Origin of the sequence: Chromobacterium sp. Rain0013, assembly GCF_015291765.1 — a bacterium.
GTDB lineage: Bacteria > Pseudomonadota > Gammaproteobacteria > Burkholderiales > Chromobacteriaceae > Chromobacterium > Chromobacterium haemolyticum.
Map to the genome: position 1 here is coordinate 3,439,695 of NZ_CP031514.1, position 22,757 is coordinate 3,462,451.

21 protein-coding genes are annotated in these 22,757 nt (G+C 64.9%); 12 read left to right on the forward strand and 9 right to left on the reverse strand.

What is annotated here, in order from left to right; genetic code table 11:
* Positions 1-28 precede the first annotated feature (28 nt).
* The 3 genes from DXT74_RS15830 (at position 29) to DXT74_RS15840 (ending at position 2,841) form a co-directional block, all read left to right on the forward strand.
* On the forward strand, positions 29-697 hold the full coding sequence (locus tag DXT74_RS15830) for a phosphoglycolate phosphatase (protein WP_081554711.1): 669 nt from the start codon (positions 29-31) through the stop codon (positions 695-697).
* Between the two features lie 138 nt (positions 698-835).
* Positions 836-2,299, forward strand: a complete 1,464-nt coding sequence (gene trpE / locus DXT74_RS15835; protein WP_194426440.1) for an anthranilate synthase component I — start codon at positions 836-838, stop codon at positions 2,297-2,299.
* Between the two features lie 197 nt (positions 2,300-2,496).
* Positions 2,497-2,841: an N-acetyltransferase gene (locus DXT74_RS15840; protein WP_196783776.1), complete on the forward strand. Its 345-nt coding sequence runs from the start codon at positions 2,497-2,499 to the stop codon at positions 2,839-2,841.
* Here DXT74_RS15840 and DXT74_RS15845 read toward each other — a convergent pair.
* Positions 2,838-3,647 (reverse strand): phytanoyl-CoA dioxygenase family protein, encoded by an 810-nt coding sequence (locus DXT74_RS15845; RefSeq protein WP_194426442.1) that lies wholly within the window; start codon positions 3,645-3,647, stop codon positions 2,838-2,840. The two genes, DXT74_RS15840 and DXT74_RS15845, sit on opposite strands and share 4 nt — an antisense overlap.
* 232 nt (positions 3,648-3,879) lie before the next feature.
* On the opposite strand from DXT74_RS15845, the gene DXT74_RS15850 reads away from it, so the two are divergent.
* Complete coding sequence (locus tag DXT74_RS15850; RefSeq protein ID WP_194426443.1) at positions 3,880-4,812, forward strand: LysR family transcriptional regulator; 933 nt, start codon at positions 3,880-3,882, stop codon at positions 4,810-4,812.
* A 214-nt stretch (positions 4,813-5,026) separates the two neighbouring features.
* Here DXT74_RS15850 and DXT74_RS15855 read toward each other — a convergent pair whose 3' ends face one another.
* The 4 genes from DXT74_RS15855 to arfB all read right to left on the reverse strand — a co-directional run bounded on the left by DXT74_RS15855 (position 5,027) and on the right by arfB (position 8,030).
* On the reverse strand, positions 5,027-5,638 hold the full coding sequence (locus DXT74_RS15855; RefSeq protein WP_043641791.1) for a PolC-type DNA polymerase III: 612 nt from the start codon (positions 5,636-5,638) through the stop codon (positions 5,027-5,029).
* Positions 5,635-5,841 (reverse strand): hypothetical protein, encoded by a 207-nt coding sequence (locus DXT74_RS15860; RefSeq protein ID WP_019101381.1) that lies wholly within the window; start codon positions 5,839-5,841, stop codon positions 5,635-5,637. Before DXT74_RS15860 ends, DXT74_RS15855 begins: the two co-directional genes overlap by 4 nt.
* A gap of 75 nt (positions 5,842-5,916) precedes the next feature.
* The gene (locus DXT74_RS15865; RefSeq protein ID WP_114152791.1) at positions 5,917-7,539 is read right to left on the reverse strand and encodes a methyl-accepting chemotaxis protein; all 1,623 of its coding nucleotides are present in this window, start codon (positions 7,537-7,539) and stop codon (positions 5,917-5,919) included.
* An 83-nt stretch (positions 7,540-7,622) separates the two neighbouring features.
* The gene (gene arfB / locus DXT74_RS15870; protein WP_043641787.1) at positions 7,623-8,030 is read right to left on the reverse strand and encodes an alternative ribosome rescue aminoacyl-tRNA hydrolase ArfB; all 408 of its coding nucleotides are present in this window, start codon (positions 8,028-8,030) and stop codon (positions 7,623-7,625) included.
* Positions 8,031-8,197: 167 nt separating this feature from the next.
* Here arfB and DXT74_RS15875 point away from each other — a divergent pair, with 167 nt between their 5' ends.
* Complete coding sequence (locus DXT74_RS15875) at positions 8,198-9,382, forward strand: diguanylate cyclase (protein ID WP_114152792.1); 1,185 nt, start codon at positions 8,198-8,200, stop codon at positions 9,380-9,382.
* 1 nt (position 9,383) lies between these two features.
* Here the strand turns inward: DXT74_RS15875 and DXT74_RS15880 are convergent, their stop codons facing one another.
* On the reverse strand, positions 9,384-10,919 hold the full coding sequence (locus tag DXT74_RS15880; RefSeq protein ID WP_194426444.1) for a thioredoxin family protein: 1,536 nt from the start codon (positions 10,917-10,919) through the stop codon (positions 9,384-9,386).
* Positions 10,920-11,071: 152 nt separating this feature from the next.
* Between DXT74_RS15880 and DXT74_RS15885 the strand changes: the two genes are divergently transcribed.
* Entirely contained in the window at positions 11,072-12,301 is a 1,230-nt protein-coding gene (locus DXT74_RS15885; protein ID WP_194426445.1) for an amidohydrolase family protein, read from the forward strand.
* Positions 12,302-12,535: 234 nt separating this feature from the next.
* On the opposite strand, the gene DXT74_RS15890 is transcribed toward DXT74_RS15885, so the two are convergent.
* Positions 12,536-13,720 carry an acetyl-CoA C-acyltransferase gene (locus DXT74_RS15890; RefSeq protein ID WP_194426446.1) on the reverse strand — a complete coding sequence of 395 codons (1,185 nt, stop codon included), beginning with the start codon at positions 13,718-13,720 and terminating at the stop codon, positions 12,536-12,538.
* 10 nt (positions 13,721-13,730) lie between these two features.
* Positions 13,731-14,132 carry a MerR family DNA-binding transcriptional regulator gene (locus tag DXT74_RS15895; protein WP_114152795.1) on the reverse strand — a complete coding sequence of 134 codons (402 nt, stop codon included), beginning with the start codon at positions 14,130-14,132 and terminating at the stop codon, positions 13,731-13,733.
* A gap of 137 nt (positions 14,133-14,269) precedes the next feature.
* Between DXT74_RS15895 and DXT74_RS15900 the strand changes: the two genes are divergently transcribed.
* The 6 genes from DXT74_RS15900 to mmsB all read left to right on the forward strand — a co-directional run bounded on the left by DXT74_RS15900 (position 14,270) and on the right by mmsB (position 20,789).
* Positions 14,270-15,118, forward strand: coding sequence for a 3-hydroxybutyryl-CoA dehydrogenase (locus DXT74_RS15900; protein ID WP_043641775.1), 849 nt, complete (start codon positions 14,270-14,272; stop codon positions 15,116-15,118).
* 51 nt (positions 15,119-15,169) lie between these two features.
* On the forward strand, positions 15,170-16,672 hold the full coding sequence (locus tag DXT74_RS15905) for a CoA-acylating methylmalonate-semialdehyde dehydrogenase (protein ID WP_081554700.1): 1,503 nt from the start codon (positions 15,170-15,172) through the stop codon (positions 16,670-16,672).
* 13 nt (positions 16,673-16,685) lie between these two features.
* Positions 16,686-17,846 (forward strand): acyl-CoA dehydrogenase family protein, encoded by a 1,161-nt coding sequence (locus DXT74_RS15910; RefSeq protein WP_194426447.1) that lies wholly within the window; start codon positions 16,686-16,688, stop codon positions 17,844-17,846.
* Between the two features lie 108 nt (positions 17,847-17,954).
* On the forward strand, positions 17,955-18,737 hold the full coding sequence (locus DXT74_RS15915) for an enoyl-CoA hydratase (RefSeq protein WP_194426448.1): 783 nt from the start codon (positions 17,955-17,957) through the stop codon (positions 18,735-18,737).
* A gap of 24 nt (positions 18,738-18,761) precedes the next feature.
* Positions 18,762-19,880, forward strand: a complete 1,119-nt coding sequence (locus DXT74_RS15920) for an enoyl-CoA hydratase/isomerase family protein (protein ID WP_194426449.1) — start codon at positions 18,762-18,764, stop codon at positions 19,878-19,880.
* 18 nt (positions 19,881-19,898) lie between these two features.
* Entirely contained in the window at positions 19,899-20,789 is an 891-nt protein-coding gene (gene mmsB / locus DXT74_RS15925) for a 3-hydroxyisobutyrate dehydrogenase (protein WP_194426450.1), read from the forward strand.
* A 231-nt stretch (positions 20,790-21,020) separates the two neighbouring features.
* Here mmsB and DXT74_RS15930 read toward each other — a convergent pair whose 3' ends face one another.
* Positions 21,021-22,556 (reverse strand): mechanosensitive ion channel family protein, encoded by a 1,536-nt coding sequence (locus DXT74_RS15930; protein ID WP_043641760.1) that lies wholly within the window; start codon positions 22,554-22,556, stop codon positions 21,021-21,023.
* Between the last annotated feature and the right edge of the window lie 201 nt (positions 22,557-22,757).

The window sequence follows — 22,757 nt, forward strand, 5'->3', positions numbered from 1 at the left end:
CGGCCAAGGCCGCCGCACTGAAACGCATATGAACCTGAAACACATCAAAGCCGTCGCCTTCGATCTGGACGGCACCCTGGTAGATTCCATCCCAGATCTGGCCGCCGCCGCCAACGCCATGCGTGAGCACCTGGACCTGCCGCCGCTGCCGGCCCTGCGCATTCAAGAACATGTCGGCGACGGCATCGCCAGCCTGGTCCACCGCGCGCTGACCAATGAACGCGACGGCCAGGCCGATGCCGCGCTGTGGGAACGCGGCTATGTTTTCTTCATTCAGTACTACCGCGAACACCTGAGCGACCGCACCACCGTCTACCCCGGCGTTAGCGAGGGCCTGGGCCTGCTGCGCGCGCTGCAATTCCCGCTGGCGGTGGTGACCAACAAATCCGAGCGGCTGGCGCTGCCGTTGCTGGAGCAGCTTGGCCTGCGCGACCACTTCAGTCTGGTCATCGGCGGCGACACCCTGGCGGAAAAGAAACCGTCGGCGCTGCCGCTGCAACATGTATGCCAGGTACTGGGCATCGCACCGGAGCAGATGGCGATGGTGGGCGACTCCGCCAACGATGTGCTGGCCGCTCGCAACGGCGGCTGCGCCGCCATCGCCGTCAGCTACGGCTACGCCGACGCGGCGAGCCTGGGCGCCGACTTGATAGTGGCTAATATTGCCGAACTATACGATTTGATGAAGAATAGCTGATCAGCTGATAATTTCTTTTATGGATGACGTCTTCATGAAAAAGCAAGGATACCGGCGTGGATGCCGATGGCGTCGCTCAATGCCTGTTTAACAAGCCGCATTCGACCTCACCACGACCACAAAAGCGCAGGACCCGCCATGACCCATGAAGAATTCAACCGCCTGGCCGCCGCCGGCTACAACCGCATCCCGGTCAGTCTGGAGTTGTTCGCCGACCTCGACACCCCCATGTCGGTCTATCTGAAGCTGGCCAACCAACCCTATTCCTATCTGTTGGAATCCGTCGTCGGCGGCGAACGCTTCGGCCGCTATTCCTTCATCGGCCTGCCCTCCACCACCCGGCTGCGGGTCAGCGGCCAACAGGTACAGGTGGAATACGGCGACAAGGTCATCGAGCGCCACAACGGCGACCCGCTGGCCTTCATTGAAGCCTTCCAACAGCGCTTCCACACCCCGCCTCAACCCGGCCTGCCGCGCTTCACCGGCGGCCTAGTGGGCTATTTCGGCTACGACACCATCCGCCATATCGAAAAACGCCTGGCGGTGACCAGCAAGCCCGATACCATAGGTACGCCGGACATGCTGCTGATGGTGTCAGAGGAGTTGGCGGTGGTGGACAACCTGTCCGGCAAGCTTTATCTGATCGTCTACGCCGACCCGGAAGTGCCCAACGCTCTGCTCAAAGCCGAAGCGCGGCTGGCGCAACTGCGCGCCCGCCTGCGCGCGCCGCTGGAAGCGCCCTTGTCCTTGCCCGGCCAAAGCACGCAATCGGCGTCCGAATACGGCGAACAGGCCTTCAAGGACGCGGTGTCCGCCTGCAAGCGCTACATTCAGGACGGCGACATCATGCAGGTGGTTTTGTCGCAGCGCATGCAGATGCCGTTCGCGGAGTCCCCGCTCAGCCTCTACCGCGCGCTGCGCAGCCTGAACCCATCGCCCTATATGTTTCTTTATCATTTCGACGACTTCCACGTGGTGGGCGCCTCGCCGGAAATCCTGGTCCGCCGCGAGCAAGACACCGTCACCGTGCGTCCTATCGCCGGCACTCGCCCGCGCGGTCAAACCCGCGAGCAGGACGAGGCGCTGGCCGCGGAACTGCTGGCCGACCCCAAGGAAATCGCCGAGCATGTGATGCTGATGGACCTGGGCCGCAACGACGTGGGCCGCGTCGCCGCCACCGGCAGCGTGCGCGTCACCGACAATATGGCTATCGAACGCTATTCCCACGTGATGCACATCGTGTCCAGCGTGGAAGGCAAGGTTGGCCCGGAAGTGTCGAACATCGATGTGCTCAAGGCCACTTTTCCGGCGGGAACCCTGTCCGGCGCGCCCAAGGTGCGGGCGATGGAAATCATCGATCAGTTCGAACCCAGCAAGCGCGGCATCTACGGCGGCGCGGTCGGCTATCTCGGCTTCAACGGGGACATGGACCTGTGCATCGCCATCCGCACCGCGGTGTTGAAGAACCGCATGCTCTACGTGCAAGCCGGCGCCGGCATCGTCGCCGATTCCTCGCCGGAAATGGAGTGGCAGGAAACCCAGAACAAGGCGCGCGCGGTGCTGCGCGCCGCGGCGCTGGCCCAGCAGGGGCTGGACGCCTGAGCCAAACGGCCCGCCAAGGCGGGCCGTTTTAGCTGGCGCTAAGCAATGAAGCCATGCTCCACCACCCACGTCCTGCCGACTTCAGGAGCGAAACTCTGAGCCAGCCCACCACCTTACGCCCTGTCCAGCTCGCGGACCTCGCCTTCCTCCTAGCTCTGCGCCGCGCCAGCATGGGCCCGCACCTGCAAGCGGCGAACATGCCCAGCGATGAAGACGCGCACCTGAGCCGCATCCACTACGGCCTCCAACATGCCCAAATCATCATGGAGGGCGAGCGGGACATAGGCCTGCTCAAAGTCGCGCGCCAGCCTGCCGCCTGGCAGTTGATCCAGCTACAATTACTGCCGGACCGGCAAGGCCACGGCCTGGGCTCACAATTACTACGCGGCTTGCAGCGCGAGGCTGAACATGCCGGAGCCGCTTTGGAACTCCGCGTGCTGGAGCGCAACCCGGCGCGGCGGCTCTACCTGCGCCTGGGATTTGTCGACATCCAACACGCCGACGGCGAATTCCTGATGCGCTGGAGCGCCAGCCCGGCCTAGGCCGCCGGCCACAACACCGGAAACCAATCCTCGCGCAGCCTCTGGCCCGGCTGCATGCCATGATCCGGATAAGGCGGCGAGGTGCGGCCCGGGCGCTCGACGTAGCGCGCATCGTCGCCCAGCCAGCGCAATGACAAGGCTCGCCGCCTACCGCCGCCGGGATTGCCCCGCGCGCCGTGCACAGTGCGGAAGTCGAACAGCACCGCGTCGCCGGGTTCCAAAGCCCATTCCAGCACCTCCATGCCCGGCTCGCGATCCGGGTCCGGCGCGTCTCGATATCGGCGCGCGTCGCCTTGATAAAAACTGGATTCATCTTTCCAGCGCAGCGGCCGCACCCACTCCTGCCAGCGGTGCGAACCAGCGATCAAGCGCAGCGTCGCCTCGCTCACCGGGTCCACCGGAATCCAGAAACTGACAGTCTGCTCGCCGTCGACAAAGTAATACGGGATGTCCTGATGCCAAGGCGTGGGTTTGTGCGTGCCCGGCTCTTTGACCAGCACATGTTCATGGAAGAATTGCGCGGTGGCCGAGCGCATCAGCGCGGCGGCGCCGGCCGCGGCCGGCGATTCCGTGACCACCGCCTGGAATTCAGGAATCCGCCGCCAGTTGCAATAGTCCTCAAAGAAGGAACCCGGCTCGCCGGCGGCCACCACATTGCCGGCGTACGGCCCCGGAGCGCGCAAATTGCGCTCGATGCCGGCGGCGATGACATCGACCCAATCGCGGAACAGCCCGCGCAGGCAAACCGCTCCGTCGCGCTGGAAGGCGGCGATGTCGTCGGCGGAAATCTCGGGACAGGCAAGCATGGCGTTCTCCTCTTTCCAGGGTTCAAAGTCTGTCACGCCTCGTGAAGCGTTGCACGGCGAGTACAAGCTCATTTTTCGCTCGTTCTCGCCTTGTCTCGCCCTCGCTCGCGAAACGTTGAACAGGCTCTAAATGCGTGTGGGCGCCGCCGCTGCGGGCGCTTGTCCTCACTATCGCCGCAAACCCATGCCAAAATAAAATAATATGTTTTGATTATCCTCCTCGGAAAAAGCGATGAAGTTGACCCTGCGCCAATTGCGCTACGCGCTGGCCGTGGCCCGCCACGGTGGCATCAGCGCGGCGGCCGAGAGGCTGAACGTGTCTCAACCTGCCGTGTCCGCCGCCGTTGGCGAGCTGGAAAACACCCTGGGACAAGCGCTGTTTGTCCGCACCCGCGGCGCCGGAATGGCGACGACGCCGTTTGGCAGGCAGGCCTTGGCGCAAGCGCGACGGACCGTGGAAGCCGCAATGGCGCTGGAGGGGCTGGCCAATGGCGCGGACGCGCTGGCCGGGGAGTTGGCGCTAGGCTGCTTCGAGGACTTGGCGCCCTACTGCTTGCCGCCTGTGTTGCGCGCGCTGCGCGAACGTCACCCCTCTCTACGCGTGGAGGTGCGTGAATGCGGGTTCGACCTGATCGGTCCACAGCTGCTTCAGGGCGGGCTGGACGCCGCCATCAGCTATGATCTGGCGCTGCCACCCACGCTGGCCTTGACCGAACTGCGCACGCTGGCGCCCCACGCGCTGCTGGCGGTTGACCACCCGCTGGCGCAAACCGAAAAGGTGATGTTGAAGGAGCTGTGCGAATGGCCGCTGCTGCTGACCGAACAGGCGCACAGCGGCCCGCACTTTCTGGACTTGCTGCGCATGCACGGGTTGCGACCGGCGCGGCTGGAGTCGGTCCGCAGTTTTGAACTACAGCGCGGCATGGTGGCCCACGGTCTGGGCGTGGCCATCGCTTACACCCGGCCCAGCGGCGACCACAGTTACGACGGCCGGCCACTGACGCTGCGGCCCATCGCCGAACCGTTGCCGGAGCAACGCATTGTGCTGGCCTGCCTGCGCGAGCGGGCGGAGACGCCGGCCATTGCCGCGCTGCGTGAACGCGCGCTGGACTGGTTCTCGGCCAGGCCCGCTTTTGGGGTCGGCGCGGCCGGCAACGATACATGACAAGACATTTAAAGGCGGTGTTCACTCTGTCGCGTGACCGCGAAGCGCGGCAGATCAAAAACAGGTTCTCGGAACGTGTTTACGATATCGCGAGCTAAGGTGAGACAGGGCGAAAACGGCTGAGAAAGCGGAGTGTACACACGGTACATGAGCATTTCGAAGCCGTATTCACCGTGTAACGCTCCACGACGCGCAGCAGATCGTAAACAGGTTCTCAGCCAGCCTGGGCCTGCAAGTACTGACTTATCTTGGCGGCGCTGATCTTCTGCATGCCGCACAATTGGCTGTGATCGGCCAGCCGCGCGCCGTAGCGGCGGCTGAGCTCGCCCTGCAAATGGCACAACAGTTGCGCGGCCATTTCCGCGTCGGCCAGCGCGCGGTGGGCGCGGCCGGTGTCCGGTAAGCTCAGCCAGCGCGCCAAAGTGCCCAGCTTGTGGTCCGGCGCCTGCGGCAGCACCCGGCGCGACAACAACAGGGTGCAGGCGAAGTCCTGCTTGCGCGCCAGACCCAGTTGGGACAGCTCGTAATCCCAAAACTTGCGGTCGAAACTGGCGTTGTGAGCGGCCAGCGGCGTGTCGCCGACGAAGCGCGCCGCTTCGGCCATCGCTACCGCCGGCGGCGGCGCGTCGCGCAACATCGCGTTGCTGATGCCTGTCAGGCGCTCGATCATCGGCGGAATCCACACGCCGGCGTTGATCAGGCTTTGATAGCGGCCGACGATGCGGCCGTCCTCCAGCAGCGCCACGCCGATTTCGGTGGCGCGGCAATCGCGCCCCGGAGACGCGCCGTTGGTTTCGAAGTCGATGACGGCGATGCGTCTACTCATTTCAGCGCCGCCCGCGCCGCCTCTTCCGGGCTCAGGCCATCGTAGTACTGATCGGTGTACCACTCCGCCTGTTCCTCGATATGCTCCTGCGCCTCCGCCACGGTGGCGCCGGCCGCCACCAGGTGAGTCTCCACCTCGGCGCACCATTCCAGCAGCGCGCGGGTTTCCTCGTCCAACTCGTCTTGTTTTTGCTTCTTGGCCATGGCCGTATCCTCACATCGCTTCCGCGTGCCGAAAACTGCGCATTCTACCCGCGCAGGCGGCAGCGGCCAAACCGCTCACACCCGCATATGGCGGATGGATTCGCTCAGCTCGCCGAAATGGCCGCGCAGTTGCACCAATTCGTCTTGCACTTGTCCCACCGAACGGCTGGTAATGCCGGCGTGCTGGGTTACTTCGTCGACGTTGGCCAGGATCTGCGCCCCGGCCGCCTTCTGGTTATCCAGCAGCCGGGAGATATTGCGGATGCGCTCCTCCGCTACGCCGGCCTGGCTGCCGATCTGATCCACCATGCCGCCCAGCTGCTTCACCAGTTCCACGCCCTGCTCCACCTGGCCCACACCGTTTTCCATGCTGCTGACCACTTGCTCCGAGGTGGCCTGCAACTGGGAAATGACGTTGACGATGTCCGCCGTCGCCTGTGCGGTGCGCTCCGCCAGCGCGCGCACCTCGTCCGCCACCACGGCGAAGCCGCGGCCGGATTCGCCTGCGCGCGCGGCTTCGATGGCCGCGTTCAAGGCCAGAAGGTTGGTCTGATCGGCAATACCGCGGATTGCATCCACCATGCCCCCTATCTTACGGATGTCGCCCTCCAGCAATTGCACACTGTTAGCGCTGTGATGAATGGTTTCGGCCAGGTTGCCAATATTGCCCACGGTCTGCTGCACCGCCTTGCTGCCTTCGCTTGAGCATTGCCCCACTTCGCCGGCGATGCGCAAAGTGCTGTCGGCATGCTCGGCCACGCTGGCCAGATGGTCGGCTAGTTGCTGAATGGCGCCGGCCATGGACTGCGCCGAATCGGTTTGCAACCGGCTGGCCTGTTCCACGCTTTGGGTGAGTTGGGCGATCTCGTCGACCGACTCCCCAAGCGCGCCTGAGGTCTGGCCCACTTTGCCCACAATGCCCTGTAGGGTGTCCATCAGGGTATTGAATTCTCCAATGGCGGCACCCAGCTCATTACGCCGCCCCACATGAGCGCGGATGGACAAATCGCCGCTGCGTTCGATACGTTGAGCCGCATCCTTGAAACGCTCGATAGGCGGCAGCACCGATCGCGCCACCCACCAGCACAGCAGGGCCATCAGCAAAGCCGCGGCCAGCGCCGCCACAATGATTATCACGGCGGCCACGCCCACCTGCGCCACCGTGCTGTCATTCTGCCGGCGCGAACCGCTGTCGATGGCGTCAGCCAGTTTTTCCATCTTGTCCTCCAGCAGCGCGAAATCCTGCTGGAAGTCCTTCAGCTTGGCCGCGGCCTGCTCCGGCTGGTCAAAGCCAGCGGCTACGATGGCGGCGGCCGCTCCGGTATAGCGTTCCACCACCGGCAGAATTTGCTGCAGCAAGGAACGGGCCTCGGGATCACTGATCTTGTCCTGGTTTTCCTTCATCGCACCGAGAAAGCGCTTGCTGTGCTCGTCCACGTCCTTGCGGATTTCGGCCAGCGCGGCGCGATCGCCATTTTTCTGCGCCAACATCAGCGCCAGAACATCGCCGTGCACCGCGTCGTGCATCATGTCGGCATCCATCTGTCGCCGCACCTCGCCCTGGCTGTCCAGCAATTCATTGATACTGCGCACCAAGTGCACTGTACTTTGGTAGCCAACCGCGCCGATCAGCAGGCAGGATACCACTACGCCGAAAGCCAGCAGCTGCAGCTGCACCCGAATCGTCAAGCCTTGCATAGCGGTCCCCTTGCCTTAGCGCTCATGTCTATAGCATTAACACTAATACATTCCCAAGATTCCGCCGAAGCCGTTGCTGCCGGCTACAGATCCACCTTGCCGCGCAGGGACTTGACTTCGCCGCGCCGCGTCTTGCCGGCCAGCCGGCGCTGCTTGGAGCCGTAAGTGGGTTTGGTCGCGCGGCGCGCCTTGGGAGTGTGGCTGGCGGCGTCGACCCAGGCTTGCAGGCGCTGAAGCGCGTCCGCGCGGTTCAATTCCTGGGTGCGGTGCTGCTGGGCCTTGATCACCAGCACGCCCTCTTTGTTCAGGCGCTGGTCCGGCAAGGCCAGCAGCCGCTCCCGCAGCCATTCCGGCAGGGAGGAGGCCCGCACGTCGAAGCGCAGATGCACCGCCGACGACACTTTGTTGACGTTTTGCCCGCCCGCGCCTTGCGCGCGCATCGCGCTGAATTCCACTTCGCGCTCGCTGATCGGATACCGCGGCTTATCCATGATGCAAACCAACAATCAAAAGAAATAATTGTAGCGCACGCGCCGCATCCCTTGGCATGGGGCGGCGTTTTATTTCAGAGTGAAATTGTATGAATATCAATAGACTGCTATTGTCGTCGGCTTGCCTGGCCGATACCCTGCCGGACGCTCTTTGCCCATAGAACACGATGTCACTTTTTCTCGACCCTCGGACTACACTGGCTTGCACCGCCGGCTACAGCCTGGTCATCTCCCTGGTCACTTTCCTGTTCTGGCAGCGCAGCCAGCGCCAACCCGCGGTGCTGGCGCTCGCCATCGGCGGGTTGCTGGACGCGGCGGCCGGCCTGCTCTACCTTGCGCCGCTGGATCTGGACCCGGCCTTGATTTCCATCAGCGCCAAGCTGCTGATCCAGTTGGCGGCGCTGCACGTTCTGATCAGCATTGAGCGTTTTTACAAGCACTCCAGCCACTACAGCCTGCCCTTGGGCCTGGCCCTGGTCTTCATTCCCCTGCTGCTGTTCATCCACGAAGGCCTGGCGCATTCGGCACTGGCCCGCCACGCCATCTTTTCGCTGGGCGCCTGTCTGCTATGGGGCTTGATCGCCTGGCGGCTGTGGCAGGCGGAACAGGACTCTCCCCGCGCCGGCAAATCGCTGGCCTCGGCGCTGGCGATGCTGACCCTGCTGCTGGAGCTGGCGCGGCTGGCGCTGGCGCTATCCGCCATACAACCGGACATCGAAGTCGCCGGACAGCGTCAGAACCTGCTGCTGCTGATGACACAGTGGTCCGGCTACGGCGTGGTGGTATGCCAACTCTATCTGGTGTACGAGCGGGCGATGGATCAGTTGTTGCAGCAATCACGCAGCGACAGCCTGACCCGCTTGCTGAACCGGCGCAGCTTCGATGAAGAGGCGGTGGCCGCCTTCCGTCTGGCCCAGCGCGAGCGGCGGGCTCTGTCCTTGATCGTGCTGGATCTAGACCATTTCAAAAGCATCAACGACCGTCACGGTCACCTGGCCGGCGACCAGGCGCTGACCGCGCTGGCCGACTGCCTGCGACGCCAAGCGCGTCAAACGGATCTGATCGGCCGCCACGGCGGCGAGGAGTTCTGCATTCTGCTGCCGGATACCGGCAGAGAGCAGGCGGGCCAGGTGGCGGAGCGGCTGCGCGCCGCCATCGCCCGCATTGAACTGCCGCTGCCGGACGCCGGCGCGCAGCTGCGCTTCACCGCCAGCTTGGGCGTGGCCTGTCTGAACAGCAGCCACGCTTCGCTGGAAAGCCTGTTCTGCGAGGCCGACGCCATGCTGTACCAAGCCAAGCACCACGGCCGCGACAAAGTGATGCTGTCTGCGCTGCCGGCCGCCGCGGCTTGATTCAAGACCGGGCGGACTGCGCCAAACCCTCGCACACCGGCTTTTGCGGATCGCCGGCCGGCAGCTTGCCGCACACCTCGTCCAGCTGTCCGGCCAAGCGCGCCAGCGTCGCCGCCTGCTGTTGCTGCCGGCCCCAGGCCTTGAGCCGGTTTACGGCTTTTTCCAGCGAGCGCCGGTTGCGTTCGTAGAAGGCGCTGGGCGTGCTGCCCGCTTCCTTGAAGATTGCGCTGGCGGTGCTCTCTATTCGTTTTTCATCCCCCGGCGCCAACTCAATCGCCCCGCTCAAATAGCTGACGCCCCATTGCAGACGCGTAGCCGGGCCGTTGGCGGCTTCGTAGGCCTGGCGATACCAGTCCAGCGCCGCGGCCTTGTCGCCTCGCTGCTTAGCGTTGGAAGCCAGGATCAGCATATGGTAATAAGGCGCGTGCGAACGGCCCAGCTCCGCCTTGAGCAGCGCGTCGGATTCGTCCAGCCAGCCCGCTTGCGTCAACAGATCTGCGCCTGCGGTGATGACCGCTTGGCGTTCGTAGGGATTTCCGGTGGCTTTGTCCGCCGCCGCCACTCGCTGTTTTACCTCCTCGCGCAAGGCGCGCGGCAATTCGCCCTTGGGCTGGTTCAAGCGAGCCAACGCCAACCGCGACGACAATGCGCCCAGGCGATCCGCGGTGGACAAGCCCGCGTCCACGGCCAGTTTGTCCAAAGCGGCGTCCCATTGCGCCGCCAGCGCCAAACGCTCAGGCCCCTCCGCGCTCAAGGCCTTGACGATGTCGGCGGCGCTGTTGATCAAGATGTCGGCGTTGACGCGCGGCTGGGCCAAGGCTGCGCGCGCGACTGCCAGCCCTTGCGCGCGCTCCGTCACCGGCGTCTCCTCGCCGGCCGCGGCGGCCAGCGCTTTCAACTTCAACCGCAAGGCAGTGGCCGTCGGCCGGGCCGGAACCTTGTCCGCCAGCCACGCCAAAGTCGCCGCCACTTGTTTCTCCGGCACGATCTGCGCCTGATCCGTGTCCCAGGAATAGTCCGCCAGCAATTGCCAGTCCCCATCCGCCAACACATCGCCGGCCAGGGCAGACTGCAGCAAGACTTTCACCGGCCGCGCCGCCGCCAGGCCCAGTTCCAGCGTGCGCAGATAACGCTCCGGGTCCACCTCGCCCGGCAGGCGGGTGATCTCCGCGCCGTCCGGCCGAAACAGAATCATGGTTGGATAGCCGCGCACTTTGAACTCGCTGCCCAGCTTTTGCGCGTCCGGGCTGTCGCCGTCCAGGTAAACCGGCACGAACTGGCGAGTGCGGGCGATGAAATCCTGGCGGTTGAAAATGGTGGCCTTGACCTGGTTGCACGGCGGGCACCATACCGCGCCCCAGTACAGGAACAACGGCTTGTTTTCCGATTTTGCCTTGGCAAAAGCGGCCGGAACGTCGCCCTGCAGCCAGGCAATGCCGGGAGGCAGCGCGTGGCCGTCCGCAGGGGCGGAGGCGGCTTCTGCCGGCAGCGCCAGGCTGGCGGCGACAAAGGCCAGCGAGATCAAGGTAAGCTTCATCGCAGAATTCTCTTATGGTTGGGTTGTCGAACCATGCTAACGCAATTATTCGAACGTAATAAAGTGCGATCGCTTCTGTGCTTAGCGATAAAAAATCCAATGTCGCGTTTCCACTGCGCGACACCGCCCCTTTCGCCGCAAGGACACCACGCATGACGACTCCCCCCGCTTACTGGCTTGGCCCTCTATTGCTGGAAAACGGCTTCGAACGCGACGCCGCCGGCCAAGTCGTCTCCACCGCCGCCCGCCGCGCCCATCTGCTGATCGCCGACGGACGCATCGCCGAAATGCGCTTCGACTCCCCTCCTGACGACGGCCGGCCGCGACGCGACGCATGCGGCTGGCTGGCGCTGCCGGCCTTCGCCGACATGCACATCCACCTGGACAAAGGTCATTACGGCGGCCCCTGGCGCGCCGCGACCCCCTTCATCAGCGTGGCTGAGCGCATCCGCGAGGAACAGGGCTTTCTGCTCGATTTCCTGCCGGACACCCGGCGCCGCGCCGAAGCGCTGCTGGACCTGATTGCAGCCAGCGGCGTCGCCTTCGCCCGCGTGCACTGCAATGTGGACCCGGTGGCCGGCCTCGCCACCATGGAGCAAGTTCGCCTGGCGCTGGACAGCCGCCGGCATTGGCTGGATTACGAACTGGTGGCCTTTCCGCAACACGGCCTGCTGGCCGGCGACACGATCAAACTGATGGACCAAGCGCTGGCCTCCGGCTTCGACGTGGTTGGCGGAGTGGACCCGGCCAGCGTGGACGGCGACATCGAACGCTCGCTCAACGCCACGCTGGAGCTGGCGGTCAAACACGGCGCGCCGGTGGACTTGCATCTGCATGATCGCGGCGAACTGGGCGCCTACACGCTGGAACGCCTGGCGCGGCTGAGCGAATCCGCCGGCCTGGCCGGCCGAGTCAGCGTCAGCCACGCCTACTGCCTGGGAGAACTGGAGCCGAGCCGGCTGGATCAGGTGTGCGCGGCGCTGGCCGCCAGCGGCATCGCCATCGTGTCGGCCGCGCCCATCGATGTGCCCATGCCGCCGCCGCAAGCCCTGGCCGCGCACGGCATTCCGCTGAGCCTGGGTAACGACAACATCAACGACCACTGGACGCCGTACAACAGCGGCAGCATCGTCGAGCGCGCCAGCCGCTTGGGCGAACGCCACGGATGGAACGACGAATACGCGCTGAGCCGCGCGCTGCGCCATATCACCCGCGGACTGTCGCCGCTGGACGACGCCGGCCGCCGCGTATGGCCGCAGGTCGGCGACGCCGCCAACCTGACACTGGTGGACGCCTGTTGCTCCGCCGAGCTGATCGCCCGCCGCAAACCGGTGCGCGGGGTGCTTCGCTGCGGCCGGCCCGGCTGGTGGGCCGAGGGCTAGGCCCGGCCTAGCTTCGCCGCCTGAAAAGCGGTTAGAACCTGTGTACGATCTTTCGTCCGTGCTTTGAAACACGGCTTGATACACAGGAAGCCACGTATCCGACGCGCCCCAGGCCTCTTCAAACCTGCCGTCGGGTGGCAGGCCCAGGTCTTAAGCGGCTGCCCTGTTTGAGCGATTTGACGGCGGATTCAGCCTTGGGTCATGACCCCTCTCGAAAAGATCGTGAACAGGCTCTTACAGCAACTCCAGCGCCATCGCGGTGGCCTCGCCGCCGCCTATGCACAAACTGGCCACGCCGCGCTTGCCGCCGCGCTGGCGCAACACCGACAGCAGGGTGATGATGATGCGCGCGCCGGAGGCGCCGATGGGATGGCCCAGCGCGCAGGCGCCGCCATGCACGTTGACCTTGTCGTGCGGCAGGCCCAAGTCGTGCATCGCCGCCATCGTCACTACGGCGAAGGCTTCGTTGATCTCGTAGAGATCCACATCGCCGGCGCTCCAGCTCGCCTGGGCCAGCAGCTTGCGGATCGCTTCCACCGGCGCGGTGGTGAACCAGCCTGGTTCCTGAGCGTGGGTGGCGTGACCCACGATGCGGGCCAGCGGACGCAAGCCGCGGCGCGCCGCCTCCTCCGCCGTCATCAACACCAGCGCGGCGGCGCCGTCGGAAATGGAGCTGGCGTTGGCCGGCGTCACCGTGCCGTCCTTCTTGAACGCCGGCTTCAGCGTCGGGATCTTGTCGACGTTGGCCTTCAAGGGCTGCTCGTCGGTATCCACCACCTGCTCTCCCCCGCGGCCGCTCACCGTCACCGGAGTGATTTCATCGCGGAACAGGCCGTCGCGGATCGCCGCCTGAGCACGATTCAGCGAGGCGATGGCGAAAGCGTCCTGAGCCTCGCGGCTAAAGCCGTACTTCTCGGCGCACCATTCGGCGAACACCCCCATCAACTTGCCCTTGTCGTAAGCGTCCTCCAAGCCGTCCAGGAACATGTGGTCCTTGATCTCGCCATGGCCCAGCCGCAAGCCGGCCCGCGCCTTGGTCATCAGATAGGGCGCGTTGCTCATGCTCTCCATGCCGCCGGCCACCATCACCCGCGCGCTGCCTGCGCGCAGCAGATCATGGGCCAGCATGGCCGCCTTCATGCCGGAACCGCACATTTTGTTGACCGTGGTGCAGTTCACCGCCAGCGGCAGGCCGGCGCCCAGCGCCGCCTGGCGCGCCGGCGCTTGGCCCTGGCCGGCCGGCAACACGCAGCCGACGATGGCTTCGTCGATGTCCGCCGCAGGCACGCCCGCGCGCTCCACCGCGGCCTGGATCGCCGCCGCGCCCAGCTCCGCCGCCGTCTTGGCCGCCAAAGCGCCCTGGAAGCCGCCCATGGCGGTGCGCGCCATGCCCACGATCACGATGTCTTGCTGTTGCATTGCTTACTCCTCATGTCGATTGCCGGGCATCCGTGCCGCGCCTGTCCAGCGTTTTCTCGCACTGATGCCGTAATTGGGAAATTTCGCTCAATACCACCTTGATGTCTTCCATCTGCTCCAGCAACTGCTGTTCCTTGCGCTGCAGGATGCGGATGAATTCGTGCAGCTGAGGCGCGTCGTCGCTGGCCGCGTCGTACAGCGCGAAGAGCTCGCGGATTTCCTGCAGGGACAGGCCGATGCGCTTGCCGCGCAGGATCAGCATCAGCCGCACCCGGTCGCGCCGGCTGTAGATGCGGCGCTGCCCCGCCCGCAGCGGTTCCAGCAGTTGCTGATCTTCGTAAAAGCGGATGGCGCGCGTGGTCACGTCGAACTCCTGCGCCAACTCGGTAATGCTGTAAGTCTGCTCCGCCATCTCCCTCTCCCGCCCTCCCCGGCGCCGCCGGACCATTCGCGCAACATTCGCCGTTGCGCTTGTCATTGTTGATTGACGTTAACGTAAACGTCAAGCTATCTTGAATACAGCATAGAGCAAATAGTCGAGGAAACAACATGCAAGCCAAAATCGCAGTGGTGGGCGCCGGCACCATGGGCAACGGCATCGCCCAGGTCTTCGCCGCCCATGGTTACGAAGTGCGCCTGGCCGACGTCAGCCAGGCCGCCCTGGACAAGGGCCTGGCCGCCGTCGCCTCCAGCCTGGCGCGGCTGGTGAAGAAAGGCCAGTTGGCCGAAGCCGATGTCCCCGCCATTCTCGCCCGCATCCAGACCACGACCCGCCTTGCCGACCTGGCCGACCGCGATCTGGTGGTGGAAGCCGCCACCGAGAACGCCGCCGTCAAGGAAAGCATCTTCCGCGAGCTGGCCGCCGTGGTGCGCCCGGACGCGGTGCTGGCGTCCAACACCTCTTCGATTTCGCTAACCCGCATCGCCAGTTGGGTCAGCCAGCCGGAACGCGTGGTGGGCATGCACTTCATGAACCCGGTGCCCGTGATGCAGTTGGTGGAGATCATCCGCGCGCTGCAAACCGGCGACGCCGCTTACCGGCTGGTCTATGAATTGAGCCAGGCCTTGGGCAAAACCCCGGTCACGGTCAAGGACGCCGCCGGCTTCGTCTCCAACCGGGTGCTGATGCCGATGATCAACGAGGCCGCTTTCACGCTATACGAAAACCTGGCCAGCGCCGAGGACATCGATACCGTGATGAAGCTGGGCATGAACCACCCCATCGGCCCGCTGGCCTTGGCGGACCTGATCGGCCTGGATACCTGCTTGTCCATCATGGACATCCTCTACACCGAATTCCGCGACAGCAAATACCGCGCCTGCCCGCTGCTGGCCCAGCTGGTGCAGGCCGGTCACCTCGGCCGCAAGAGCGGCAAGGGTTTTTACAGCTACGCCTGAGCCGGCGCCGTCGGCAACGGGCTTTCATCAAGATCAGACGGAGGCAGCACCATGACCCAGGCAGTCCCCACCATCAAATTGCTGATAGGCGGCGAATTCGTCGAATCCCGCAGCGCCGAATGGCGGAACGTCGTCAACCCGGCCACCCAGGAGGTACTGGCGCGGGTGCCGATGGCCACCCAGGACGAAGTCGACGCCGCCGTCAGCGCCGCCAAGACGGCCTTCGCCAGTTGGAAGAAAACCGCCATCGGCGCGCGCGCGCGCATTTTCCTGAAGTATCAACAGTTGATCCGCGAGCACATGAAGGAACTGGCGGCGCTGCTGACCGCCGAGCAAGGCAAGACTCTGGCCGACGCCGAGGGCGACATCTTCCGCGGCCTGGAAGTGGTGGAGCACGCGTCCGCCATCGGCAATCTGCAACTGGGCGAATACGCGGAGAACGTCGCCGGCGGCGTGGACACCTACACCGTGCTGCAACCGCTGGGCGTCTGCGCAGGCATCACCCCGTTCAACTTCCCGGCGATGATTCCGTTGTGGATGTTCCCGATGGCCATCGCCACCGGCAACACCTTTGTGCTCAAACCCTCGGAACAAGACCCTATGGTGACCATGCGCCTGGTGGAGCTGGCGCTGGAAGCCGGCATCCCGCCCGGCGTGCTCAATGTGGTGCACGGCGGCGAACATGTGGTCAACGCCCTGTGCGACCACCGCGACATCAAGGCGGTGTCCTTTGTCGGCTCCACCAAGGTGGGCACCCATGTGCACCATCGTGCCAGCCTCAACGGCAAGCGCACCCAATGCATGATGGGCGCCAAGAACCACGCCATCGTGTTGCCGGACGCCAATAAGGAACAGGCGCTGAACCAGTTGGCCGGGGCCGCTTTCGGCGCCGCCGGCCAGCGCTGCATGGCGCTGTCGGTGGCGGTGCTGGTGGGCGAGGCCCAACAGTGGATTCCGGAACTGGTGGCCAAGGCGCGCGGCCTGAGCGTGGGCGCCGGCAAGGACAACCCGGACCTGGGCCCGCTGATCTCCTGCGCCGCCCGCGAGCGCGTGGCCGGCCTGATCGCCCGCGGCGTGGAAGAAGGCGCGCGTCTGGAGCTGGACGGCCGCGATATCCAGGTGGCCGGCTACGAGCGCGGCAACTTCGTCGGCCCCACCATCTTCTCCGGCGTCAAACCGGAAATGAGCATCTACCACCAGGAAATCTTCGGCCCGGTACTGTGCCTGATGGCGGCGGACTCGCTGGACGACGCCATCGCCATCGTCAACGCCAACCCCAACGGCAACGGCACCGCGGTGTTCACTCAGAGCGGCGCGGCGGCGCGCAAATTCCAGGAGGAGATCGACGTCGGCCAGGTGGGCATCAACGTGCCCATCCCCGTTCCGGTGCCGCTGTTCAGCTTCACCGGTTCGCGCGGCTCCAAGCTGGGCGACCTCGGCCCTTACGGCAAACAGGTCGTGCTGTTCTACACCCAGACCAAAACCGTCACCAGCCGCTGGTTCGACGACGCCGCCAGCGGCGGCAAGGTCAACACCACCATTTCGCTGCGCTAACCGGGAGCCCGCCATGGATTTCGCACTGACTGAAGAACAGATCGCTTTTCAGGACAGCGCCCGCGACTTCGCCGCCAGCGAACTCGCGCCGCGCGCCGCCGAATGGGACGAAGAGGAAATCTTTCCGCTGGAGGTGATCCGCCGCAGCGGCGAGATGGGCTTTCTCGGCCTGTACACCCCCGAAGCCTACGGCGGTCTGGGCCTGCCGCGGCTGGACTCCGCCATCATCTTCGAAGAGCTGGCCGCCGGCTGCACTTCCACCGCCGCCTATCTGACCATCCACAATATGGTGGCCTGGATGATAGCCAGCTTCGGCAGCCCGGAGCTGGCTCAGCGCTGGGTGCCGCCCATGGTCAGCGGCGAACTGCTGGGCAGCTACTGTCTGACCGAGCCCGGCGCCGGCTCCGACGCCGCCTCGCTGAAGACCCGCGCCGAGCGCAAGGGCGACCATTACGTGCTCAACGGCTCCAAGATGTTCATCTCCGGCGCCGGCAGCACCCAGGTGCTGGTGGTGATGGCGCGCACCGGCGGCCCCGGACCCAAAGGCGTGTCCGCCTTCGTTGTACCGGCGGACGCGGCCGGGGTGCAATACGGCAAGAAAGAGAAAAAAATGGGCTGGAACAGCCAGCCCACCCGCGCCATCACCTTCGACAATGTGGAAATCCCCGCATCCAACCGGCTGGGCGAGGAAGGCCAAGGCTTCGCTTTCGCGATGAAGGGACTGGACGGCGGCCGCATCAACATCGCCACCTGCGCGGTGGGCACCGCTCAAGCTGCGTTGGCCGCCGCCCAGCGCTATGTGCAGGAGCGCCAGCAATTCGGCCAGCCGCTGGCCGAGCTGCAAAGCGTGCAGTTCCGGCTGGCGGACATGCTGACCGAACTGGTGGCCGCGCGGCAGATGGTGCGGCTGGCGGCGTGGAAACTGGACCAGGCCAGCCCGGACGCCAGCGCTTATTGCGCCATGGCAAAGCGGCTGGCCACCGATTTGAGTTTCAATGTGGCCAACAACGCGCTGCAACTGTTCGGCGGCTACGGCTATCTGAAGGACTTCCCGCTGGAACGCCACGTGCGCGATCTGCGCGTGCACCAGATCCTGGAAGGCACCAATGAAGTGATGCGGATGATCGTGGCGCGCAAACTATTGCAAGACGGCGCGCTGGAAACACTGCGCTGATCGAAGCCGGAAAATCCAAGATGCGGCCTTGCGCCGCCTTGCCTCAGCCGCTTCGCTGGATTTTCCCGGCCTCGCTCAATCAAAACCGAATCCATAAAGGCAAACGCCATGAACAACTACTCCCACCTGAACGTGGAAAAACGCGGCCACACCGTCGTGGTCACCATAGACAATCCGCCGGCCAACACCTGGAACCGAGATAGCCTGAGCGCGCTGAAACGACTGGTGGCGGACCTGAACGCCGACCGCGACATCTACGCGCTGGTGATCACCGGCCAGGGCGAAAAATTCTTCTCCGCCGGCGCCGATCTCAATCTGTTCGCGGACGGCGACAAAAAGGTGGCCACGGAAATGACCATGCTGTTCGGGGAGGCCTTCGAGGCGCTGTCCGCCTTCCGCGGCGTCAGCATCGCCGCCGTCAACGGCTATGCGATGGGCGGCGGCCTGGAGTGCGCGCTGGCCTGCGACATCCGCATCGCCGAGGAGCAGGCGCAAATGGCGCTGCCTGAAGCCGGGGTCGGCCTGCTACCCTGCGCCGGCGGCACCCAGAACCTGCCCTGGCAGGTGGGCGAAGGCTGGGCCAAACGCATGATTCTGTGCGGCGAGCGCATCGACGCGCGCACCGCCGAGCGCATCGGCCTGGTGGAAGAAGTGGTGGCCAAAGGCCAGGCGCTGGACGCCGCGCTCACGCTGGCGGCAAAAGTCGACCGCCAATCGCCATCGTCGGTGGCGGTGTGCAAGCAGCTGGTGCAACGCGCGCGGCTGCAGCCGCCGGCTCACAATCTGATCCACGAACGCGAAGGCTTCATCAAGCTGTTCGACACGCAGGATCAGGGCGAAGGCACCCGTGCCTTCCTGGAAAAACGCGCCCCTCAGTGGAAGAACGCCTGACCTTCACCCAAGGACGAATCCGCCATGTCCCACCTGGTACTGTTTGAAGAACTGCCGGTCCGCGGCGGCCAGCGCATCGCCATCGCCACGCTGAACGCGGAAAAATCGCTGAACGCGCTGACGCTGGAGATGATACGGCTGCTGGACGCGCGCTTGAACGCCTGGGAGAACGACGACGCCGTGGTGGCCGTGCTATTGCGCGGCGCCGGCGACAAGGCCTTCTGCGCCGGCGGCGACGTGCGATCGCTGCGCGCCGCGCTGCTGGAAGACGGCGACGTCTATCCCAACCCGCACGCCGTCGCCTTCTTCAGCGAGGAATATCGGCTCGATTATCACATCCACCGCTACCGCAAGCCGCTGATCGTCTGGGGCGGCGGCATCGTGATGGGCGGCGGCCTGGGCCTGATGGCCGGCGCCAGCCACCGCGTGGCCACCCCGGCCACCCGCATCGCCATGCCGGAAATCACCATCGGCCTATACCCGGACGTGGCCGGCAGCTGGTTCCTGCAACGGATGCCGGCCAAGCTCGGCCTGTTCCTCGGCCTGACCGGCGCGCCGCTGAACGCCGGCGACGCGCTGCTGTGCAATCTGGCCGACCACGTGCTGCCTGCCGACGGCCAGCCGGCCTTGCTGACGGCGCTGCGCGAACTGGCCTGGGAACAACCGGCGGAACGCCACCACGGCCTGGTCAGCGCCTTGCTTAACGAGATGGAACGCGGCGTGGCGTTGCCGGAAGCCAACGCCGGCCGCAACCTGCTGGCGGTTCACCAACTGATGAACCGCGGCAGCCTGGACGCGGTGGCCGCCGCGCTGCACGACACCGCCTTCGAAGACCCGTGGCTGGCCGCGGCCGCCAAGAGCTTTACCCACGGCTGCCCCAGCTCCGCCGCGGTGTGTTGGGAAATCTTCCAGCGCGCCAAACACCTATCCTTGGCCGAGGTCCTGCGCATGGAACTGGCGCTGTCGGTCAACTTCTGCGCCAAGCCGGACTTCCGCGAAGGCGTGCGCGCGCTGCTGGTGGACAAGGACCGGGCGCCGCAATGGCACTACCGCGAGCTGGCCGACATCCCTCCAAGCTGGGTGGACAGCCATTTCGATTCGCCGTGGACGACGGCCGAACACCCGCTGGCCGCGCTCCAATAACAATAGAGGAGACAGAATATGCAAACCATCGCCTTCATTGGCCTGGGCAATATGGGCGGGCCGATGGCCGCCAATCTGCTGAAACACGGTTATAAGCTGAACGTCTTCGACCTGTCCGCCGACGCGCTGGCCAAGTTGGCCGCCGCCGGCGCGCGCTCGGCCTCCTCCGCCGCCGACGCCGTTCGCGGCGCCGACGCGGTGATTTCCATGCTCCCGGCCGGCCGCCACGTGGAAGGCTTGTACCTGGGCGAGTCCGGCCTGTTCTCGCAACTGCCGGCCGGCACCCTGGTGGTGGACTGCAGCACCATAGACGCCGCCACCGCGCGCAAAGTGGCCGCCGCGGCCGACGCCGCCGGCCTCAAAATGCTGGACGCGCCGGTGTCCGGCGGCACCGCCGGCGCCGCGGCCGGCACGCTCACCTTCATCGTCGGCGGCGCCGCCGCCGAGCTGGAACGGGCGCGGCCCTTGCTGCAAGCCATGGGCAAGAACATCTTCCACGCCGGCGCCGCCGGCGCCGGCCAAACCGCCAAGATCTGCAACAATATGCTCTTGGGAATCCTGATGGCCGGCACCGCCGAGGCGCTGGCGCTGGGCGTGAAAAACGGGCTGGACCCCAAAGTGTTGTCCGATATCATCAGCCAGAGCTCCGGCCGCAATTGGGCCACCGAGCTATACAACCCCTGGCCCGGCGTGATGGAGAACGCGCCGGCCAGCAGAGGCTACAGCGGCGGCTTCATGACCGAACTGATGCTGAAAGACCTGGGACTGGCCGAGGAAACCGCGCTACACAGCCACGCGGCCAATCCGCTGGGCTCCTTGGCGCGCAATCTGTACGAGGAGCACGCGCAAGCCGGCTTCGGCAAGCTGGATTTCTCCAGCATCCTCAAGCACTTCCACCCGCTGGATTGAGTTAGACCGCGCGGCCCCTAAGCTGGTGGCCGCCGTGGACCACGCTTAACTGTCCTGAGAACCTGTTTACGATCTCGCGAGCTAGAGCGAGGCAAGGCGAAAACGGCTGAGAAAGCGGAATGCACACAGGGTACATGAGCATTTCTGAAGACGTACTCACTGGGTAGCGCTGCACGACGCGCAGCAGATCGTAAACAGGTTCTGGAAAACTTGGCCCAAGGCCGTAATGGGTCAGTGCTTGGCCAAGCCAAAGAAGCGTCTGATCTTGTCCACCAGTTCCGCCCGTTGCGGCAAGCCGTTGCCCTCTTGCCAATCCTGCGGCAGCTTGCGAGTTCGTTCCGCCAGCCGCTCCGCCAGAATCGACGAAATCGCCTCCGCCAACTCCTTGCGCGAGCTCAGAATCGCCTGAAAAGCTTCTTTATCCAGCCGCAGGCACTCCACATTGGAACGCGCGATCACGGTGCCGCTGCGCGCCTCTCCGGTCATCAAGCCCATTTCGCCGAAGAAGTTGCCGCCCTCCAGCACGTCCACCAGCTTTCGGCTGCCGTCCGGCAGATTCACCCACACTTCCACCTCGCCGTTGAGCATGATGTAGAGCCAGTGCGCCACCGCGCCCTGGTGCATGATGATGTCGCCGGTGACGAAGGGGGTGAACTTGAGTTGATCGGCCAGTACCACCAGCTCCTCGTCGTTGAGGCTGGACAGCAGTTCCACCTTGCGCAACGCCTGCACCCGTTCTTCCAGGTGCTTCTTCATGCGCGCTTCCATGTACTTTTCATTGTCCTTGATGGTCAGCACATTGTAGTGCGGCGAGGACATTTTCAGATTATGGCGGCGCAAGGCGGCGTCGATATGGGTGCGCACCACGGAATCAGTCAGATCGTCGGCTGCGAGGTCGGTCAGCCAGTAACGCACTGCGTACTTGCTATAGCCGTTCTCGAAACCCATCAGAATGCAGTTGGGCTCCGGCGACAAGGCCACGCCGGGCAACTGGGCCTCGCGCAAGGAGCGTTCCACCACGGTGATGATCTGATTGGGCAAGGTATCCCAGTTAATGTTGAACCACACCCAGCGCCGCCATTGCAACGGCGCGCCCTGGTGCTTGCCCAGGATGGCGAACTGCCCCTTCATCAGCTGGCTGTTGGGAATCACCACGGTTTCCCAGTTGCGGGTTTCCACCAAGGTGGCGCGCCAGTTGATTTCCACCACCCGCCCGGACAGCTCGCCGGACTTGATCCAGTCTCCCACCTCCACCGAATTGTCCAGTTGCAGCGACAGGCCGGCCAGAATATTGCCCAGCGTATCCTGCATGGAGAACGCCAGCACGCCAGTGATCACCGCCGAAGTGGTGACGATGTGGCTCAGATCCAGGCCAGCCAGACGCAGCAGCGCCAACCCCCAGCCCACGCAGCCCAGCACCAGCAGGATGTCCTCCAGAATGCGCGGCGGATGCAGGCGGAGCAAGGGCAGGAACAGCCGCATCAACATCATCGCCCATAGCCGGATCAAGGCCAGTCCCAGTACGATGACGGCCACCTGCTTGATCCACTCCGCCACCGCCTGGCCGTCCTGAGGCCCCAGATTGATCGCCACCAAGGCTAGGGCGGCGGCCAACAAAGAGCGCAGCGTCGATTTGCGGGTTTCCGGCCGCAGCAGGTAGAGCAAGGCGGCGCAGGCGGCGGTCAACGCCACAAACAGCGTCAAGCTGTCGTGCCACGCCTGAGGGATCAGCTTTTCCAGCCAGCTAACCGTCGGGGCCGTATCCATGCCGCCTCCGCGATGAAGTCTTGATGGGAAACCGCCGATGGCGGCGCCGCTGCGGCAGGGAACAAAGAGGAAACAACAGGCCGGCCGCTTTTCATTGATAGTCCATCGCGGCGGATAAAAAAAATCCCTCCCGTATAGGGAGGGCTGCAAGGTATCGGGGAAGTGTAATCGCCGGAGCTGGGGAGCCGCCGGAATCACAGC

Excerpts from the sequence above, each read along its gene's own strand:
- trpE (WP_194426440.1), top strand. The coding sequence starts at position 836 with ATGACCCATGAAGAATTCAACCGCCTGGCCGCCGCCGGCTACAACCGC.
- DXT74_RS15910 (WP_194426447.1), top strand. The coding sequence starts at position 16,686 with ATGGATTTCGCACTGACTGAAGAACAGATCGCTTTTCAGGACAGCGCC.
- DXT74_RS15840 (WP_196783776.1), top strand. The coding sequence starts at position 2,497 with ATGCCCAGCGATGAAGACGCGCACCTGAGCCGCATCCACTACGGCCTC.
- DXT74_RS15830 (WP_081554711.1), top strand. The coding sequence starts at position 29 with ATGAACCTGAAACACATCAAAGCCGTCGCCTTCGATCTGGACGGCACC.
- DXT74_RS15845 (WP_194426442.1), bottom strand. The coding sequence starts at position 3,647 with ATGCTTGCCTGTCCCGAGATTTCCGCCGACGACATCGCCGCCTTCCAG.
- DXT74_RS15930 (WP_043641760.1), bottom strand. The coding sequence starts at position 22,556 with ATGGATACGGCCCCGACGGTTAGCTGGCTGGAAAAGCTGATCCCTCAG.
- DXT74_RS15915 (WP_194426448.1), top strand. The coding sequence starts at position 17,955 with ATGAACAACTACTCCCACCTGAACGTGGAAAAACGCGGCCACACCGTC.
- DXT74_RS15865 (WP_114152791.1), bottom strand. The coding sequence starts at position 7,539 with ATGCAAGGCTTGACGATTCGGGTGCAGCTGCAGCTGCTGGCTTTCGGC.
- DXT74_RS15850 (WP_194426443.1), top strand. The coding sequence starts at position 3,880 with ATGAAGTTGACCCTGCGCCAATTGCGCTACGCGCTGGCCGTGGCCCGC.
- DXT74_RS15855 (WP_043641791.1), bottom strand. The coding sequence starts at position 5,638 with ATGAGTAGACGCATCGCCGTCATCGACTTCGAAACCAACGGCGCGTCT.
- DXT74_RS15860 (WP_019101381.1), bottom strand. The coding sequence starts at position 5,841 with ATGGCCAAGAAGCAAAAACAAGACGAGTTGGACGAGGAAACCCGCGCG.
- DXT74_RS15880 (WP_194426444.1), bottom strand. The coding sequence starts at position 10,919 with ATGAAGCTTACCTTGATCTCGCTGGCCTTTGTCGCCGCCAGCCTGGCG.
- DXT74_RS15900 (WP_043641775.1), top strand. The coding sequence starts at position 14,270 with ATGCAAGCCAAAATCGCAGTGGTGGGCGCCGGCACCATGGGCAACGGC.
- DXT74_RS15885 (WP_194426445.1), top strand. The coding sequence starts at position 11,072 with ATGACGACTCCCCCCGCTTACTGGCTTGGCCCTCTATTGCTGGAAAAC.
- DXT74_RS15905 (WP_081554700.1), top strand. The coding sequence starts at position 15,170 with ATGACCCAGGCAGTCCCCACCATCAAATTGCTGATAGGCGGCGAATTC.
- arfB (WP_043641787.1), bottom strand. The coding sequence starts at position 8,030 with ATGGATAAGCCGCGGTATCCGATCAGCGAGCGCGAAGTGGAATTCAGC.
- DXT74_RS15920 (WP_194426449.1), top strand. The coding sequence starts at position 18,762 with ATGTCCCACCTGGTACTGTTTGAAGAACTGCCGGTCCGCGGCGGCCAG.
- DXT74_RS15890 (WP_194426446.1), bottom strand. The coding sequence starts at position 13,720 with ATGCAACAGCAAGACATCGTGATCGTGGGCATGGCGCGCACCGCCATG.
- mmsB (WP_194426450.1), top strand. The coding sequence starts at position 19,899 with ATGCAAACCATCGCCTTCATTGGCCTGGGCAATATGGGCGGGCCGATG.
- DXT74_RS15875 (WP_114152792.1), top strand. The coding sequence starts at position 8,198 with ATGTCACTTTTTCTCGACCCTCGGACTACACTGGCTTGCACCGCCGGC.
- DXT74_RS15895 (WP_114152795.1), bottom strand. The coding sequence starts at position 14,132 with ATGGCGGAGCAGACTTACAGCATTACCGAGTTGGCGCAGGAGTTCGAC.